Annotated in this window: 18 protein-coding genes; 13 read left to right on the top strand and 5 right to left on the bottom strand. The window is 69.4% G+C overall.

The features are described from left to right. Positions 1–11 precede the first annotated feature (11 nt). Entirely contained in the window at positions 12–974 is a 963-nt protein-coding gene (locus ABT061_RS16115; RefSeq protein WP_350917456.1) for a ferrochelatase, read from the bottom strand. Between the two features lie 93 nt (positions 975–1,067). Here ABT061_RS16115 and ABT061_RS16110 point away from each other — a divergent pair, with 93 nt between their 5' ends. Both ABT061_RS16110 and ABT061_RS16105 read left to right on the top strand, forming a co-directional pair. Then, positions 1,068–3,089, top strand: coding sequence for a S9 family peptidase (locus ABT061_RS16110; RefSeq protein ID WP_502991446.1), 2,022 nt, complete (start codon positions 1,068–1,070; stop codon positions 3,087–3,089). Between the two features lie 144 nt (positions 3,090–3,233). Continuing rightward, complete coding sequence (locus ABT061_RS16105; protein ID WP_350917832.1) at positions 3,234–3,989, top strand: inositol monophosphatase family protein; 756 nt, start codon at positions 3,234–3,236, stop codon at positions 3,987–3,989. Positions 3,990–4,080: 91 nt separating this feature from the next. Here the strand turns inward: ABT061_RS16105 and ABT061_RS16100 are convergent, their stop codons facing one another. Continuing rightward, a complete protein-coding gene (locus ABT061_RS16100; protein ID WP_169750159.1) occupies positions 4,081–4,245 on the bottom strand; it encodes a hypothetical protein in 165 nt (54 codons plus the stop codon). 222 nt (positions 4,246–4,467) lie between these two features. Here ABT061_RS16100 and ABT061_RS16095 point away from each other — a divergent pair, with 222 nt between their 5' ends. From ABT061_RS16095 to ABT061_RS16075, 5 genes are all read left to right on the top strand, one after another. Continuing rightward, complete coding sequence (locus tag ABT061_RS16095) at positions 4,468–5,121, top strand: response regulator transcription factor (RefSeq protein WP_350917449.1); 654 nt, start codon at positions 4,468–4,470, stop codon at positions 5,119–5,121. 80 nt (positions 5,122–5,201) lie between these two features. After that, positions 5,202–6,524, top strand: coding sequence for a sensor histidine kinase (locus ABT061_RS16090; RefSeq protein ID WP_350917829.1), 1,323 nt, complete (start codon positions 5,202–5,204; stop codon positions 6,522–6,524). 272 nt (positions 6,525–6,796) lie between these two features. Continuing rightward, positions 6,797–7,096: a DUF4193 domain-containing protein gene (locus tag ABT061_RS16085; RefSeq protein ID WP_030914836.1), complete on the top strand. Its 300-nt coding sequence runs from the start codon at positions 6,797–6,799 to the stop codon at positions 7,094–7,096. Positions 7,097–7,179: 83 nt separating this feature from the next. Then, the gene (locus ABT061_RS16080) at positions 7,180–7,986 is read left to right on the top strand and encodes a hypothetical protein (RefSeq protein ID WP_350917445.1); all 807 of its coding nucleotides are present in this window, start codon (positions 7,180–7,182) and stop codon (positions 7,984–7,986) included. A gap of 55 nt (positions 7,987–8,041) precedes the next feature. Beyond that, positions 8,042–9,418 (top strand): alpha,alpha-trehalose-phosphate synthase (UDP-forming), encoded by a 1,377-nt coding sequence (locus tag ABT061_RS16075; protein WP_350917442.1) that lies wholly within the window; start codon positions 8,042–8,044, stop codon positions 9,416–9,418. Between the two features lie 66 nt (positions 9,419–9,484). Here the strand turns inward: ABT061_RS16075 and ABT061_RS16070 are convergent, their stop codons facing one another. Continuing rightward, entirely contained in the window at positions 9,485–9,781 is a 297-nt protein-coding gene (locus ABT061_RS16070) for a DUF4235 domain-containing protein (protein WP_350917439.1), read from the bottom strand. 503 nt (positions 9,782–10,284) lie between these two features. Between ABT061_RS16070 and ABT061_RS16065 the strand changes: the two genes are divergently transcribed. The 6 genes from ABT061_RS16065 to ABT061_RS16040 all read left to right on the top strand — a co-directional run bounded on the left by ABT061_RS16065 (position 10,285) and on the right by ABT061_RS16040 (position 14,391). Further along, positions 10,285–11,433 carry an AI-2E family transporter gene (locus tag ABT061_RS16065; protein WP_350917436.1) on the top strand — a complete coding sequence of 383 codons (1,149 nt, stop codon included), beginning with the start codon at positions 10,285–10,287 and terminating at the stop codon, positions 11,431–11,433. 11 nt (positions 11,434–11,444) lie between these two features. Beyond that, complete coding sequence (locus ABT061_RS16060) at positions 11,445–11,999, top strand: PaaI family thioesterase (RefSeq protein ID WP_350917433.1); 555 nt, start codon at positions 11,445–11,447, stop codon at positions 11,997–11,999. Next, positions 11,996–12,439 carry a dUTP diphosphatase gene (gene dut, locus ABT061_RS16055; protein WP_350917430.1) on the top strand — a complete coding sequence of 148 codons (444 nt, stop codon included), beginning with the start codon at positions 11,996–11,998 and terminating at the stop codon, positions 12,437–12,439. Before ABT061_RS16060 ends, dut begins: the two co-directional genes overlap by 4 nt. A gap of 139 nt (positions 12,440–12,578) precedes the next feature. Continuing rightward, positions 12,579–13,253 carry a DUF3710 domain-containing protein gene (locus ABT061_RS16050; RefSeq protein WP_350917427.1) on the top strand — a complete coding sequence of 225 codons (675 nt, stop codon included), beginning with the start codon at positions 12,579–12,581 and terminating at the stop codon, positions 13,251–13,253. A gap of 49 nt (positions 13,254–13,302) precedes the next feature. Continuing rightward, positions 13,303–13,695 (top strand): OB-fold nucleic acid binding domain-containing protein, encoded by a 393-nt coding sequence (locus tag ABT061_RS16045; protein ID WP_030914810.1) that lies wholly within the window; start codon positions 13,303–13,305, stop codon positions 13,693–13,695. A 33-nt stretch (positions 13,696–13,728) separates the two neighbouring features. Continuing rightward, positions 13,729–14,391 (top strand): DUF3159 domain-containing protein, encoded by a 663-nt coding sequence (locus ABT061_RS16040; RefSeq protein ID WP_350917826.1) that lies wholly within the window; start codon positions 13,729–13,731, stop codon positions 14,389–14,391. Positions 14,392–14,490: 99 nt separating this feature from the next. Here ABT061_RS16040 and ABT061_RS16035 read toward each other — a convergent pair whose 3' ends face one another. Both ABT061_RS16035 and ABT061_RS16030 read right to left on the bottom strand, forming a co-directional pair. Beyond that, complete coding sequence (locus ABT061_RS16035; RefSeq protein ID WP_030914802.1) at positions 14,491–15,162, bottom strand: potassium channel family protein; 672 nt, start codon at positions 15,160–15,162, stop codon at positions 14,491–14,493. Next, positions 15,162–15,827 (bottom strand): potassium channel family protein, encoded by a 666-nt coding sequence (locus tag ABT061_RS16030; RefSeq protein ID WP_350917423.1) that lies wholly within the window; start codon positions 15,825–15,827, stop codon positions 15,162–15,164. The genes ABT061_RS16035 and ABT061_RS16030 overlap by 1 nt, the downstream gene beginning before the upstream one ends. Positions 15,828–15,852 lie beyond the last annotated feature (25 nt).

Here is a 15,852-nt window from a genome sequence, read left to right as displayed (position 1 = left end):
CACCCGGCGCCCTACCCGCGGCGGCGCGGCGGCGCCGGGCAGCAGGTGGCCGAGCACGCGACGGGCTCGGGCTCGGCGAGCAGCTCCGAGATCATCGAGACGAACCGGGGGTGGGTACCGGCCGTGGCCGCCCTGACCAGCGGCAGGCCGATCTTTCTCGCCGTCTCCGCGGCCTCCACGTCGAGGTCGTAGACGACCTCCATGTGGTCGGAGACGAAACCGATCGGCACCAGCACCACCGCCTGGGCGTCGACCTCCAGCAGATGGTCGCAGACGTCGGGCTCCAGCCACGGAATGTGAGGGGCGCCGCTCCGGCTCTGCCAGACCAGGTCCCACGCCCTGTCGCCACCCAGCTCCGCGGTGACCAGCGTGGCCGCGCGGCGCAGCTGAGCCTCGTACGCCCCGCCGCTCTCGCCGGCCGTCTCGGCCATCGAGACCGGAATGCTGTGCGCCGTGAAGACCAGCCGGGCGGAGTCGCCGAGCCCGTCGGGCAGCCGGTCCAGCGCCTCGCGGGTGTGGTCGGCCATCGCCGCGATGAAGCCCGGGTGGTCGAAGTAGTGCCGGAGCTTGACCACCTCGGGGGCACCCTCGACCGCGGCCCTGGCCAGCGCGATGTCGTCGATGTACTGCCGGCAGCCGGAGTAGGAGCTGTAGGCCGAGGTGACGAAGGCCGCCGCCCTGCGCACGCCGTCGGCCGCCATCTCGCGGAGCGTGTCCTCCAGATAGGGATGCCAGTTGCGGTTGCCCCAGTAGATCGGAAGATCGATGGTCGGTGCCACGGCCGCGATCAGGTCGCGGCACTGCTGGTTGATCGGGCTGGCCCCGCCGAAGCGCTGGTAGTGCGCCTCGACCTCCAGCAGCCGCTCGCGCGGGATCTCGCGGCCCCGCACCACGTTCTCCAGGAACGGCATCACGTCGTCAGGCTTCTCGGGACCCCCGAACGAGACGACGAGGAGTGCGTCGTAATTCCCCATGGTCTTCATCAAACCGCATGCCGGGGCGTTCTCTCGCATGGTCACCATGCGTAGTTCGTCATCAACAACATTTGTGGATGCGTGTTTGGGGGCATGTCCGAAGACGGCAGCCGGGGTAGGTTCGAAACTGTGACCCCATTTAACGACATCCGCGATTATGTCGGCGTGCCGCGGGTGGCATCCCTGCGGCTATCCCCCGATGGAACGCGCCTGGTCAGCGTGGTGCAGGCGCTCAACCCCGATGGCAGATCCTACGGAACCTCCCTTTGGGAGATCCCGCTCGACGGCCGACGGCCGCACCGGCTGACCAGATCGGTCAAGGGCGAGACCGGGGCCGAGTTCACCCAGCGTGGTGATCTGCTCTTCGGCTCGCGCCGGCCCGACCCGACGGTCAAGGACGCCGACGAGGAGGTTCCGGCGCTCTGGCTGCTGCCCGCGGCGGGAGGAGAGGCCCGGCAGATCGCATCCAGACCGGGGGGTGTCGCCGGGTTCGCGATCGGCGGGCAGACCGTGGTCTTCTGCTCCGACGTGCTCCCGGGCGACGAGGCGGGGGAGGCCGAGCGGCGCAAGACGCGCAAGGAGGCGGGGATCAGTGCGATCCTGCACGAGAGCTACCCGGTGCGTTACTGGGATCACGACCTCGGCCCTGGCGAGCCCCGGCTGTTCGCGGGCACGCTGGGCGAGGAGGAACGGCTGACCGAGGTCAGGGATCTCACCCCCCAGCCGGGTAAGGCCTTGGCGAGCCACAGCGCCTACGACGTGACGCCGGACGGTTCCACGGTCGTGACCACCTGGGGTGTCTCGATGCCGCACGGTGAGCTCCGTTTCGAGCTGGTCGCCATCGAGGCGGCCAACGGCGGTGCCCGGCGGGTCCTCGCCGCCGATGACGGCCACGACTTCGACGGGCCGATCAGAATCTCTCCCGACGGACGCCTGGTCGCGTGCGTCCGGAGCAATCACGCCGACATCGAGCACATCCCCGAGAGCACCCTGTGGATCGTCGATCTGGCCACCGGTGAGGGCCACCCCGCGGGCGGGGAGCTCTGGCCGTCCGACATCGTCTGGGCTCCCGACTCCCGCTCGCTGTTCATGGCCGCCGACCATCACGGCCGCCGCCCGATCTTCCTGGTCCCGGCCGACGGTTCCGCGCCGGAGCGGCTCACCGGTGACGACGCCGCGTACGCCTCGCTCAACGTCGCGCCCGACGGCACCGTCTACGCACTGCGCGGCGCGGTGGACGCGCCCGCGGCCCCGGTCAGGGTGGCCGCGGACGGCACCGTCGAAAGGCTGCCCTCCCCCGCCCCCGAGCTGGTGCTGCCCGGCAGGCTCACCGAGGTGACCGCGACCGCCGACGACGGCGCGGAGATCAGGGCCTGGCTGGCGCTGCCCGAGGGAGCCTCGGCGAAGAACCCCGCGCCGATCCTGCTGTGGATCCACGGCGGCCCGCTGGGCAGCTGGAACGACTGGTCCTGGCGCTGGAACCCGTGGATCATGGCCCAGAACGGTTACGCCGTGCTGCTTCCCGACCCGTGCATGTCCACGGGGTACGGACCGGAGATGATCCGGCGCGGCTGGGCCAACTGGGGCCCGCGCACCCACGCCGACCTGATGGCGATCACCGACGCCGCGTTGGAACTGCCCGAGGTCGACGCCACCAGGACCGCCGCCATGGGCGGCTCGTTCGGCGGCTACATGGCCAACTGGGTCGCCGGGCACACCGACAGGTTCAGTGCGATCGTCACCCACGCCTCGCTCTGGAACCTCGACCAGTTCGCCGGCACCACCGACGCGTCGATGTACTGGCAGCGCGAGTTCGGAGCCCCGGGCACCGGGCTGTACGCGAAGCTCTCTCCGCACCGGTCGCTGGGGAACATCTCCACCCCGATGCTGGTCATCCACGGTGACAAGGACTACCGGGTCCCCATCGGCGAGGCGCTGCGCCTCTGGTGGGACCTGCAGCGCTCCGACGTGGAGTCGAAGTTCCTGTACTTTCCCGACGAGAACCACTGGGTGCTCAAGCCGGGCAACGCGGTTGTCTGGTACGAGACCGTGCTGGCCTTCCTGGACCAGCATGTCCTCGGCCGCGAGTGGAAACGCCCTGAGTCGCTGTCGTGAGCCCGATGGAGGAATCGTGGACGGTGCCGTGACCGGCCGGCCGGCGGAGGAGATCACCGGTTCGTGAGCCCGGTGAAGCGAGTGAGGAGTGGTGAGGGGATCGTGGACGACAGTGCCGTGACCTTCGGCAGGCTGGCGGAGGAGATGGCCAGGGAGGCCGGTGAGATGCTTCTGGCCAAGCGTCCACCCCGTCCCGAGGTGCTGGTCACCAAATCCAGCCCCACCGACGTGGTGACAGCCCTCGACCGGGCCTCGGAGGAGCTGATCCGCAACAGGATCAGGGCGGTCAGGCCCGGCGACGCGATCCTCGGCGAGGAGGGCGGCTCCACCGGCGACGGCAGGGTCCGCTGGATCGTCGACCCGATCGACGGGACCGTCAACTTCCTGTACGGGCTGCCCGAGTGGGCGGTCAGCATCGCGGTCGAGGTGGACGGCGAGGTGATCGCGGGGGTGGTCAACGTCGTGCCCCGCGGAGAGGTGTTCACCGCCGTCAGGGGCGAGGGCGCGTGGCTGGCGGGGGAGCGGCTGCGCTGCAACACCGGTGTGCCGCTGGAACGGGCACTGATCGCCACCGGATTCGGCTACGAGAGCGGGCGGCGCGAGGTACAGGCGGAGGTGCTCCGTCATGTGGTGCCGCGGGTACGTGACATCCGCAGGGGTGGATCGGCGGCCGCGGACCTCTGCTCGGTGGCGGCGGGCCGGGTGGACGGCTACTACGAGCGCGGCCCGAACGTCTGGGACTACGAGGCCGGCGGCCTCATCGCCCAGGAGGCGGGGGCCAGGCTCGGTGGATTGGCCGGCAAGCCGGCCAATCCCGGCCTCGTCCTGTGCGCGGCGCCCGGCCTGTTCGAGGAACTGCACGACCTGCTGCTCCCGCTGGATCCGGAGCGCGACGCCTGAGGCCTCGACTCCGGACCTTCGCGGTACGGGCACGAAGCGGTACGGGCACGAAAGAGCCCCCCGGCCAAGATGGCCGGGGGGCTCCCTCCCATCAGCGCTGAATGGGAACGCCGTTGTCTGTGGCCAGACGCTGGAGATCCTCGATCTCGGCGGTGAAGGTGTCGGCGAGGTAGTCGTCGCCGGAGGACCTGGCCTCCTGCAGATTCCTGTATGCCTGGTCGAGGCGGTGTTCGATTGTGGTGGTGAACTCGCCCATCTCACCTTCTTTCTCACGGGCGCATGGGGGCGGAAGGTACCGCGATAGAGACTGGAACCGGCTGTACCCACGGTGGCCCAGTGGCTAAACCTGTGTGTTTCCGACATCACACGGAGTGTCTACCCCTGGGAGGGCCTTACCGTGTGCTTACAGGGGATGGGGCAAGAATGAGGGGCCGTTCCAGCGGCTGCTCATGGAATGTGACGGGAGGTGCCATAAGCCGTGCGAGTGCTTGTGGTCGAGGACGAGCGGGTGCTCGCCGACGCGATCGCGACCGGGCTCCGGCGCGAGGCGATGGCCGTGGACGTGGCCTACGACGGCGCCGGCGCGCTGGAGCGGACGGGCTACATCGACTACGACGTCATCGTCCTGGACCGGGACCTGCCCAAGGTCCACGGTGACGAGGTCTGCCGCCGGCTGGTGGCCTCCCGTACCGCGTCGCGGATCCTCATGCTGACCGCCTCGGGCGACGTCGACGACAAGGTGGAGGGGCTGGGGCTGGGCGCCGACGACTATCTGGCCAAGCCCTTCGTGTTCATCGAGCTCGTCGCGCGGGTGCGGGCGCTCGGCCGCCGCTCCGCCCCGGCGCTGCCGCCGGTGCTGGAGCGGGCGGGGGTCCGCCTGGATCCGGGCAAACGGCTGGTGACCAGGGACGGCGCGGAGATCGCGCTCACCAAGAAGGAGTTCGCGGTCCTGGAGGAGCTGATGCGCGCCGAGGGCGCGGTCGTCAGTCAGGAGGACCTGCTGGACAAGGCGTGGGACGAGAACATCGACCCGTTCACCAACGTGGTGCGCGTCACCATGATGACGCTGAGAAAGAAACTGGGCGAGCCCCAGGTGATCGAGACGGTGCCAGGGGTCGGGTACAGGTTGTGAGCGCTCCGGCAGGCGGGGGAGAGGAACGTCCCACGTTCGTCCCTGCGGACGAGGACCGGGGGTCCGTGCCGACCCACCCGATGATCAGCCCGCACTCCGAGCGGGGCGCCTGGAAGAGCGAGCAGCTCGCGTCGGGACCGCCGGAGAAGGAGGGGAAGCCGGGCGAGCAGCCCCCGCCGCCGACCGGCCCGCCCGCGTGGGACGGTCCGCCCCCGGCGGGCACGGCGCCGACCGATCACACCCTGCTGAGCCGGCTGCAGGCGATCGTGGACCGGATCAGCATCCGCTGGCGGCTGACCATCACCTACGCGACGCTGTTCTTCACCGCGGGTGCCCTGCTCATGGTCGTGATCTACCTGATGGTGGGCTGGGCGCTCAACGACGTGTGGCCGCAGTTCCCGCTCGACCTGAACGGGGTGATGCCCCCCGACCAGGCGCGCCGGTACGAGCAGCAGTGGTACTGGTACCAGCACGCCGCGATCGCCGGAGCGCAGAAGGAACTGCTGGCCCGCTCGCTGCTGGCCCTGCTGGGGGTCGGCATCCTGGCGGTCATCATCGGCTACATCGTCGCCGACCGGGCGCTCAAGCCGATCCAGCAGATGACCGCCACGGCTCGTAAGCTGTCGGGCTCCACGCTCGCCCACGAGCGGATCGATCTCAAGGGGCCCGACGACGAGCTGAAGGAACTGGCCGACACCTTCGACGAGATGCTCACCAGGCTCAATGTGGCCTTCGACACACAGCGAAGATTCGTGGCCAACGCCTCGCACGAGCTCCGCACCCCGCTGACGATCAACCGGACGGTCCTGGAGATCGCGCTGGGCGACCCGGAGGCGTCGGGCGATCTCAAGGCACTGGGCCGCACCCTCCTGGAGGTCAACGCCCGCAACGAACGCCTGATCGAGGGACTGCTGCTGCTGGCGCGGAGCGAGCGCGAGCTGAGCGTGCGCAAGCCGGTGGACATGAAGGACGTGGCCGAGACGGCCGTCGACCAGCTCACCACGCGGGCCGCGGAGGCCGGGGTCACCGTGATCACCGAGCTCCGCAGTGCCGAGACCGTCGGTGATCCGGTGCTCCTGGAGCGCTGCGTGGCCAACCTGGTGGAGAACGCCATCAAGCACAACCTCCCCGAGTCCGGACGTCTGTGGGTCAGGACGGGAATGGTGGAGGGTGCGCTGATTGTTCAGGTGGCCAACACGGGGCCGCATGTCCCCGCGTACGAGGTGAACAGTCTTTTCGAGCCGTTCCGGCGGCTCAACGCCGACCGGGTCGACTCCGACAAGGGCGCGGGGCTCGGGCTTTCCATCGTCCGCGCGGTGGTGCGGGCTCATGGGGGCAACGTGACCGCCATCCCCAGGGACGGAGGAGGTCTGGTGGTCACCGTGCGACTTCAGGCGCGCTGATCCGGCGGGGGGCGTCTCGTTCACGCCGTACATGTGGTTGGATGTGCCGTCGAACACGGTGGTGCATGCCGCCGATGCTGTGGTTTACGCCATATTTGGCTAACCGTGGCCATTGGCAGTACGTCCCTCACGTGTAGGGAGGTTCAGTGACCATTCCGGCAGGGTACCGAAGCAGGAATCTCGTCGGCAGATCGGGCACAAGTCGTGCCTCTCGAACGTTACACACGCGCGAGTGAGCGCACACAGATAGATGAGGGGGATGGAGCAGACCGATGGCTACCGATTACGACAGCCCACGCAAGACCGACGACGACCTCAGTGAGGACAGTCTTCAGGAACTGCAGGCCCGCCGTACCGACAAGTCCTCGGGCAGCATCGACATCGACGAGACGGATCTCGCCGAGTCGCTCGAACTGCCGGGCGCGGACCTGTCAAACGAGGAGCTCTCGCTCCGGGTGATTCCTCGTCAGGCCGACGAGTTCACCTGCGCGCGCTGCTTCTTGGTGCACCACCGCAGTCAGCTCGCCGTTGAGAAGAACGGTCAGCAGATATGCCGGGAATGCGCGGCTTGACGATAATTCCGATGGCCTGTTCGGGGTGTGCTCTTCCAGCCATGGGATAGGGGCCCAGGACAGCCTTGAGGAGGTTCCGAGACATGACGTCAGAGAACAGGCGGACCGACGCGGCGCCGGACGACTCCACTGCCGAGGAGTCGGACGGCGCGCCTGATCGGGAGGTGGCTGAGATCGTCGGCCGGCTCGCGGAGCCGGGTGACATGGATGGGGCCGAGCGGCGAAAGCTGCTCGGCCGCCTCACGAAAGCACTGACCCGGAGGGCGAAGAAGGCCAGGGAGTCGGGGGCGGGCCGGGGCCGCTGGCTGACCGACGTGTTCATGGCCGTGGCGCCCCGCATTCCCATCCGGGACCTGCACACCCTCTCCGAGCACCACCACGGCCTCACCGCCGAGGCGCTGGCCGACGACCTGGTGCGCACCGCGGCCAAGGCCACCATGACGGTCGGAGCCATCGGCGGGGCCGTCGCCGCGGCCCAGTTCGCCGCCCCTCCCCTGCTGCTCTCCGCCCCCGCCCAGCTCGTGGCCGAGACCCTCGTCGTCGCCGCGATCGAGGTCAAGCTCATCGCCGAGCTCCATGAGGTGTACGGGATACAGGTGCCCGGCAACGGTTCCCAGCGGGCCATGGCCTTCGCGGCGGCCTGGTCCAGACAGCGCGGTGTCGACCCCATGTCCCCGGGAACGATGACCGTCGCGCTCGGCACCGCGACCAGGACCGCCCTGCGCAACAGGCTGATGCGCACTCTCGGGCGCCACCTCACCACCTTGGGCCCCTTCCTCACCGGCGCCGTGGCGGGAGGAGCCCTCAACCGCGCCACCACCAGGAAGCTCGGCGAGATGGTACGGAGTGATCTGAGGGTTCATCGTGCCCTTCCACCTGGAAAGCCATAGAAACTCCTCAAACGGGTAGTTAATTCAGTAAGCCCCCGACTACCTGGAGGAATTTGTGCCGGGCCGCAGTACGTTCGTGATCGTCGCCAATCGTCTCCCCGTCGACCGGGTGGGGGAGGACATGTGGCGGCGCAGCCCCGGCGGCCTCGTCACCGCGATCGCCCCGGTCCTGCAGCGCAGGGAAGGGGCCTGGATCGGCTGGCACGGGGCCCCCGGCGAACAGCTCGAACCCTTCGAACACGACGGCATGCAACTCGTCCCCGTCCCGCTGTCCGAGCACGAGGTCGAGCTCTACTACGAGGGTTTCTCCAACGCCACACTCTGGCCCCTTTACCACGACGTGGTCGCCACCCCCATCTACTCGCGGGTCACCTGGGACTCCTACCGCGTGGTCAACGAGCGCTTCGCCCAGGCCGCCGCCGAGGAGGCCGCGGAGAACGCGGTCGTGTGGATCCAGGACTACCAGCTCCAGCTGGTCCCGGCCATGCTGCGCAAGCTCCGCCCCGACCTGCGCATCGGTTTCTTCCTGCACATCCCCTTCCCGCCGATAGAGCTGTTCGTCCAGCTCCCGTGGCGGCGCGAGATCCTGGAGGGACTGCTCGGCGCGGACATGGTCGGCTTCCAGCGTCCCGGTGGCGCGTCCAACTTCATCCGGCTCTGCCGCCACCTGCTCGGCCTCCAGCACCACAAGCACGAGATCTACGTGGACGGCCGGGTGGTGCGCGCCGGGGCCTTCCCCATCTCCGTCGACTTCGGCGAGCTCGACTCGCTGGTCCGCGAGCCGCACATCATCTCCAGGGCCAGGGAGATCCGCAGGGAACTGGGCGACCCCGAGTGCATACTGCTCGGCGTCGACAGGCTCGACTACACCAAGGGCATCGGCCAGCGCCTGAAGGCGTTCGGGGAACTGCTCGCGGAGAAAACGATCAAACCGGGCGAGGCGGCGTTCGTGCAGATCGCCACGCCGAGCCGGGAGCGGGTCGAGGAGTACATGCGGCTGCGCGACTCGATCGAGCTCCAGGTCGGGCGGATCAACGGCGAGCAGGGAGAGCTCGGGCAGCAGCCCGTGCAGTACCTGCACCAGTCGTACGGCCGCGACGAGCTCGCCGCGCTCTATCTCGCGGCGGATGTGATGATGGTCACACCATTGCGTGACGGGATGAACCTGGTCGCCAAGGAGTACGTCGCCTGCCGCAACGACCTGCGCGGCGCGCTGGTGCTCAGCGAGTTCGCCGGGGCGGCCGACGAGCTGCGTCAGGCGTTCATGGTCAATCCCTACGACGTCGACGGCCTCAAGCGGATCATGCTGACCGCGATGCGGGCGACCCCGCACGACCTGTCGCGCCGGATGCGCTCACTGCGCCGGAGGGTGTCCACCTATGACGTGGACCGCTGGGCGAGGGAGTTTCTCACCTCGCTCGAGTCGTCCTGACCCGTCGCCAGGCTCTTCAGCCGCCCCCGGCGGGGCCGGGGGCGGGTCCGCGGCGTTCGCCGGCCGTCAGCCGGTGGCGTCCTTGGCCGCCCCCTTCAGGGATTTCCACGCGTCGTAGCGCTTCTTGGCGCTGCGGGCGACCACGATCTGCGCCACCTGCATGCCGACCCCCATCACCACGGCGTAGCCGATCGCCTCGCCGAGGCTGATGTCCGGCGACTCGCTGTCGGCGGGCGGCTTCTTACCGGTGCTCTTCTCCCAGGCGAACCCGATGACCTTCTTGGCGCTCCAGGCGGTGACGAGACCGAGCAGGCCACCGATGGCTCGCCACGCCATGTCCTGCTTCTCGCTCTTGTCGGCCATGTGGTCCTCCCGTTTTCTGTCCGCATCAAGAACACTAGTCTCCCCGAGCGCCATATCGCGTGAAGCCATGGCGAGGCATGACAGAACGGTGACCGTGCCCATGCCGGGGCGGCCTGGAAGCCGTACGCTCCGGCCGCCAGGAGAGCGAGGAGACGGCGCGCACGCGAATCTGTCCTTTCCGTCGGGGGATCCTGCCGTACGGTCGAGGCAGGACAGGTGAGGGGAGGACAGGCATGCCGCCAGGATGTGGCAACTGCAGCTGCTACCTCGAGGACAGGGTGATCTCCCGCCCGCCGGGTGAGCGCTGAATCCAGCGGGTGAGCGCCGGCCCCTGACCGGGCGGGCGCCGACCCCCGACAGCACACCGGGTGGCCCGGCCGGGTGGCCGGGCCACTCCTCCTCGTGTCAGAGCGACAACCCTCGCGCGTTTTCCTTCCCGGCGTGACAGTCTGGAAGGTGTGATATCAGATCGGGAGCGCCTGACGAACCTGGTACCTCGTACGTTGCTGCGTCTCGCGATGTGGAGCCTCTGCCTGATCATCATCGGCTGGGCCGTCTTCTACTTCGCCCAGTTCATCGCGACGTTGCGCATCGTGATGCTGCCGGTGGCCATCGCGCTCCTGCTGACCGCGCTGCTGTTCCCGATCACCAGGCGGCTTCGCGCGATGGGCATGCGGCCCATCTACGCCACCTGGGTCACCATGATCATCGCGCTCGCCGTGCTCGGCGGCACCGGCTGGATCATCGGGGCGCGTGCCAACGAGGAGTTCCCCGGCCTCGTCGACCAGGTGCGCCAGACGGCCAAGGACGTCGAGAACTGGCTCTACACCGGGCCCCTGCATCTGCAGCCGACCCAGATCAGCAGCTGGGTCGACGAGATCGGCAAGCAGATGACCAACCAGCGCAACGAGATCACCCAGACGGTCCTCACCGGCGCCACGGTGGCGCTGGAGGTGCTGGCCTCCATCGTGCTGCTGCTGTTCGTGACCTTCTTCATGCTCAAGGACGGCGACCGGATCTGGTCGTGGTTCCTGAAGGGGTTCGGCGAGGTCGCGCCGCGCGTCGACAGGGCCGGGCGGACCGCCTGGGTGACGCTCTCGCACTACGTGCAGGGCACGGTCGCGGTGGCCGCCGTGCACGGCGTGGTCATGGGCATCGTGCTCGCCGGGATGGGGGTGCCGCTCTGGGCGGCGCTCGCGGTACTGATCTTCCTGGCCAGCTTCATCCCCATCGTCGGCATCTTCTTCGCCGGTGCCGTGGCCACCCTGGTCACCCTCGGCGCCAAGGGGCCGATCTACGCTCTGATCTTCATCGGCATCCTGATCGTGGAGCAGCAGCTGGAGAACCACGTGCTCCAGCCGCTGATCGTCGGCAGGGTGCTCCACTTCCACCCACTGGCGATCATCCTGGTGCTGGCCGTGGGCGGCATCCTGGCGGGTATCGCCGGGGCCGCGGTGGCGGTGCCGGTGGCCGCCGTGATCTACCGGGCGCTGCCCGAGCTCAGCAGTGACGAACCGCTCGCCCTGCCACCGGCCTCGCCGCATCCCGATCCCGGCGAGGCGGGCGGGGCGGGGCCCAAGGCGGGCGGGGCGGGGCCTGCCGCGGAGGCGGGAAAGCCGGTGGATGAGGAATCACCGCAGCCCAGGGAGTAACGTTCTGCCCCGTGACTCGTTCCACCTTGACCACCCCTCCGCCAGATGCCGTCCTGCCACGGCCACTCCCCGGCGGGCCCGCCCCCGGCGCCGCCCTCGGTTCCCACTACAGCCGCTGTTTCGGCTGCGGTGAGGACCACCCGACCGGCCTGCGGCTGACCGCCGTCACCCCCGACGGGATCACGGTGATCGCCACGTTCACCGTGGGAACGGCACACCAGGGTGCGCCGGGCCTGGCGCACGGCGGCGTGCTCGCCACGGCGATGGACGAGGTCATCGGCATGCTGGTCTGGCTCTTCCAGCGCCCCTACGTCACCGCGAGGCTGGAGACCGACTATCTCGCCCCGGTTCCGGTCGGTACCGTCCTGCACATGCGCGCCTGGTGCAACGGCATGTCGGGCAGGAAGGCGTACCTTGAGGCTGAGGGCCGTATCGGTTCCCCGGACGGCCCGGTCGCCGTGCGGGCCGCAGCGCTCTTCATCGAGGTGGGCATGGAGCACTTCGCCGAGCACGGTGACGCCCAGGCGATCATCGACGAGCACCACGAGTACGAGGTGAACCCGTGACCCACACCGTCGAGGTGCCGATCCACCGGCTCGACGCCGACCTGCCGCCGCCGTCGTACGCCCACCCGGGCGACGCGGGTGCCGACCTGCACGCCGCCGAGGACGTCGAACTCCTCCCCGGAGAGCGGGCCGTGGTCGGCACCGGGCTGGCGATCGCCCTGCCTGATGGGTATGCCGCGTTCGTCCACCCGCGCTCGGGCCTGGCCGCCAAGTACGGCGTGACGCTCGTCAACGCGCCCGGCACCGTGGACGCGGGATACCGGGGCGAGATCAGAGTGACGCTGCTCAACACCGACACCAAGGACACCGTGCGGTTGCGCAGGGGGGACCGGATCGCGCAGCTGGTGATCCAGAAGGTGGAGAGGGCGGCGTTCTTAGAGGTGGACCGGTTGTCCGGATCGGCGCGAGGCGCGGACGGGTTCGGGTCCACGGGCCGCTGACAGGGAGTGAGTCCGACGAGGTGAAGGAGGTGGCGGACGATGATCCGGAACCTGGGCGCACCTTCGGCCCCGGAGGCCACCCGCCGTCGTATCCGGCGGGGGATGAGTTACCAGCGAAACTTCAAGGAGCGTGAGGAAAATGTTCCGACGTCACCGTCGTGAGGAGTCCCCGGCCGCCAAGGCCGCAGTGGACGAGGCCCCGCAGGTCCCGGCGCGGGAGTCGGGCCCGTGGGACGCCGACGAGCCCTACCCCGAGCGGGAGCGGGTCGACCTCGGAGGCATGCGCCTGCCGGTCGGCCCCGGTTTCGAGGTCCAGCTCAACCTGGCCGGTGACCAGATCGTCGGTGCGGTGGTCCTGTTCAACGAGAGCGCTCTGCAGGTGCACGCCTTCGCGGCGCCCAAGCGGAGCGGGATCTGGGACGAGGTCAGGGCCGAGCTGGTCGAGGGGGTGAAGAGCGCCGGAGGCACCGCCGAGGAGCGGGAGGGCGCGTTCGGTGTCGAGCTGGCCGCCAGAATCCCCGCCGAGGGCGTCGAGCAGCCGGTCCGCTACATCGGGGTGGACGGGCCGCGCTGGTTCCTGCGTGCGGTGATCAGCGGGCGCGCCGCGCAGGACGCCGAGGTGGCCGAGACGCTGGAGGGTGTCGTCCGGGACATAGTCGTGGTACGCGGCGACGAGCCGATGGCCCCCAAGGAGGCGATCGAGCTCCGGCTGCCCCCCGAGGCCAGGCAGGCCGTGGAGCAGCAGGCCGCAGGGGGCAAGGGGCCCGATCTCAACCCGTTCGACCGGGGGCCGGAGATCGCGGAGATCCGCTGAGAGGCCGGATCGCGTACGCTGATTCGACTCGTACGTGAAGGAGAGGTCCGTGGGTTCTCAGGAACCGCATAAACAGAGCGGTCTGCGAGGCTTCTTTCGCCGACTGACCGCAGGCCAGGCCGAGCTGGAGGCCGACGAGCTTCAGCAGGACCTCGACCGCCAAGGCGCCACGCCCATCGTCTCGTGTGGCGGGCGCCGACGCTTCTGCGTGAGCGGTACTCTGCGGACGGTGACGCTGCGCCCTCGCGGGGGCGCTCCCGCGCTGGAGGCGGAGCTCTACGACGGTTCCGATGTGATCGATCTGATCTGGCTGGGCCGCAGGAAGATCGCGGGCATCGAGCCTGGCCGTCTGGTGCTGGCCGAAGGGCTGGTCAGCATCCAGGATGGGCGAAAAGTCATGTTCAACCCCAGATACGAGCTGCGCCCGGCAGGCGGTGCGTGAGCGATCGATGACCACGGAACGGTGAGCGAGAAGATGACCACCACCGGCGAGACCGCCGCGCACGACACGGTCGAGGCCGCGATCCGCAGCCAGCTTGCCAAGGCGTTCGGCGGGGTGCGGGGCGTCATCGAGGCCGCCGTGCCCACCATCGCCTTCACCGGCATGTGGATCGCCACCTCCGACCTGAAGCGCTCCCTGATCGTCAGTATCTCGGCCGCGGTGCTGCTGCTCGTCGTGCGGCTGGTGCGACGCTCGACGCCGCAGTTCGTGATCAACAGCCTGATCGGCATCGGCATCGGCGCGTTCTTCGCCTCCCGCACCGGCCAGGCGGAGGACGTCTTCCTGCCCGGCATCCTCTACAACGCCGGCTACTCCGTGGTGATGCTGCTGTCCATCGTCACCCGATGGCCGGTGGTGGGGTTCCTCATCGGGTCCGTCACCGGTGACCCGACCGCGTGGCGCGCGGATCCGGCCGTGGTGAGGCTGTGCACCAGGCTCACCTGGCTGCTGATGATCCCGTGCGTGGTCCGGGTGGCGGTGCAGCTCCCCGTCTACCTGATCGGCAGGGACGACGCGGTCGCCGAGCTGGGCATTCTCAAGATCGCGATGGGCTGGCCGCTCCAGGTCGCGGCGCTCGCCGCCATGGTGTGGCTCCTGGCCCGTGGCCGGACCCCAGTGCGGCCCGCGGCCTCCTGAGCGGCGGGTCCGCCCCGCTCCGCGGTTCCCGGCCCCGCACGGACGCCGCTGACCGGTGATCGGGCTTCGGACCGGCATGCCGGTCCGAAGCCTTTCCGCTCAGCGCGGCGCGCGGTGCGGGGACAGGAGTTCGGCCAGCTCCTCCTCGACCTCCTGGCTGGCCACGAACATCAGCTCGTCGCCAGCCTCCAGCGGGTCGTCCGCGGTGGGCACCAGCACCCGGCCCTCGCGCAGGATCGCGACCAGGGCGGTGTCGTTCGGCCACGGCACCGAGCCGGCACGGTGGCCGACGACCGGCGCGTCCTCGGGCAGGGTGAGCTCGACCAGGTTGGCCTGGCCCTGGCGGAAGGTCATCAGGCGCACCAGGTCGCCGACGCTGACCGCCTCCTCCACCAGCGCGCTCAGCAGGCGCGGGGTCGAGACGGCCACGTCGACGCCCCACGACTCGTTGAACAGCCACTCGTTCTTGGGGTGGTTGATCCTGGCGACCACGCGCGGCACGCCGTACTCCGTCTTGGCGAGCAGCGACACCACGAGGTTGACCTTGTCGTCGCCGCTGGCCGCGACGACCACGTGGCAGTCGGCCAGGCCCGCCTCGTCCAGCGAGGAGATCTCACAGGCGTCGGCGAGCAGCCACTCCGCCCGCGGCACGGTGTCGATCTTGATGGCCTTGGGGTCGATGTCGATGAGCAGGACCTCGTGGCCGTTCTCCAGGAGTTCGGCGGCGATCGAGCGGCCGACCGCCCCCGCACCGGCGATGGTGACGCGCATCAGTGCTCCTCCTCCGGCGCTCCGGACAGCACCTTGTTGATGCGGTCCATGTCCGCCTCGACCGCCATGACGTGCAGTACGTCCCCCTCCTGCACCACCGAGTCGTTCTTGGGCAGCAGGGTCTCACCGATCCGGTTGATGAACGCCAGGCGGGTTCCCGCGGCCTCCTCCAGCCTTCGCACCGGGGCGCCGATCCAGCCGGGATGGTAGGCCACCTCGATCAGCACCACGCGCCCGCTGGGGTCGCGCCAGAGCGGCTCGGCACCCTCGGGCAGGACGCGGCGCAGGATCTGGTCGGCGGTCCAGCGGACCGTGGCCACCGTGGGGATGCCCAGCCGCTGGTAGACCTCGGCGCGCCGGGAGTCGTAGATCCTGGCCACGACGTTGTCCACGCCGAACGTCTCGCGGGCGACCCTGGCGGAGATGATGTTCGAGTTGTCGCCACTGCTCACCGCCACGTAGGCGCCCGCGGCCTCGATGCCGGCCTCTTCCAGGACGTCCCGGTCGAAGCCGATCCCGGTGACCCTGCGACCCCGGAACCCGGCCCGCAGGCGGCGAAACGCCTGCGGGTCACGGTCAATGATCGCGACCGAGTGGCCGCTGTCCTCAAGAATGTGCGCCAGAGTCGAACCCACCCGGCCACACCCCATGATCACGATATGCATGCTCCCCCGCCGGTCGCTGTGAGGC

Origin of the sequence: Streptosporangium sp. NPDC002544, from assembly GCF_040295965.1 — a bacterium.
GTDB lineage: Bacteria > Actinomycetota > Actinomycetes > Streptosporangiales > Streptosporangiaceae > Streptosporangium.
Note: the sequence above shows the minus strand (reverse complement) of the source record. Positions and strands in the feature narration are given on the sequence as shown.

What these genes read in the sequence shown, in the direction of transcription:
- ABT061_RS16110 (WP_502991446.1), top strand. Translation starts at nt 1,068, where the DNA reads ATGTCCGAAGACGGCAGCCGGGGTAGGTTCGAAACTGTGACCCCATTT.
- ABT061_RS16040 (WP_350917826.1), top strand. Translation starts at nt 13,729, where the DNA reads ATGACCACCACCGGCGAGACCGCCGCGCACGACACGGTCGAGGCCGCG.
- ABT061_RS16080 (WP_350917445.1), top strand. Translation starts at nt 7,180, where the DNA reads ATGACGTCAGAGAACAGGCGGACCGACGCGGCGCCGGACGACTCCACT.
- ABT061_RS16115 (WP_350917456.1), bottom strand. Translation starts at nt 974, where the DNA reads ATGGGGAATTACGACGCACTCCTCGTCGTCTCGTTCGGGGGTCCCGAG.
- ABT061_RS16030 (WP_350917423.1), bottom strand. Translation starts at nt 15,827, where the DNA reads ATGCATATCGTGATCATGGGGTGTGGCCGGGTGGGTTCGACTCTGGCG.
- ABT061_RS16035 (WP_030914802.1), bottom strand. Translation starts at nt 15,162, where the DNA reads ATGCGCGTCACCATCGCCGGTGCGGGGGCGGTCGGCCGCTCGATCGCC.
- ABT061_RS16100 (WP_169750159.1), bottom strand. Translation starts at nt 4,245, where the DNA reads ATGGGCGAGTTCACCACCACAATCGAACACCGCCTCGACCAGGCATAC.
- ABT061_RS16050 (WP_350917427.1), top strand. Translation starts at nt 12,579, where the DNA reads ATGTTCCGACGTCACCGTCGTGAGGAGTCCCCGGCCGCCAAGGCCGCA.
- ABT061_RS16085 (WP_030914836.1), top strand. Translation starts at nt 6,797, where the DNA reads ATGGCTACCGATTACGACAGCCCACGCAAGACCGACGACGACCTCAGT.
- ABT061_RS16070 (WP_350917439.1), bottom strand. Translation starts at nt 9,781, where the DNA reads ATGGCCGACAAGAGCGAGAAGCAGGACATGGCGTGGCGAGCCATCGGT.
- ABT061_RS16105 (WP_350917832.1), top strand. Translation starts at nt 3,234, where the DNA reads ATGGCCAGGGAGGCCGGTGAGATGCTTCTGGCCAAGCGTCCACCCCGT.
- ABT061_RS16090 (WP_350917829.1), top strand. Translation starts at nt 5,202, where the DNA reads ATGATCAGCCCGCACTCCGAGCGGGGCGCCTGGAAGAGCGAGCAGCTC.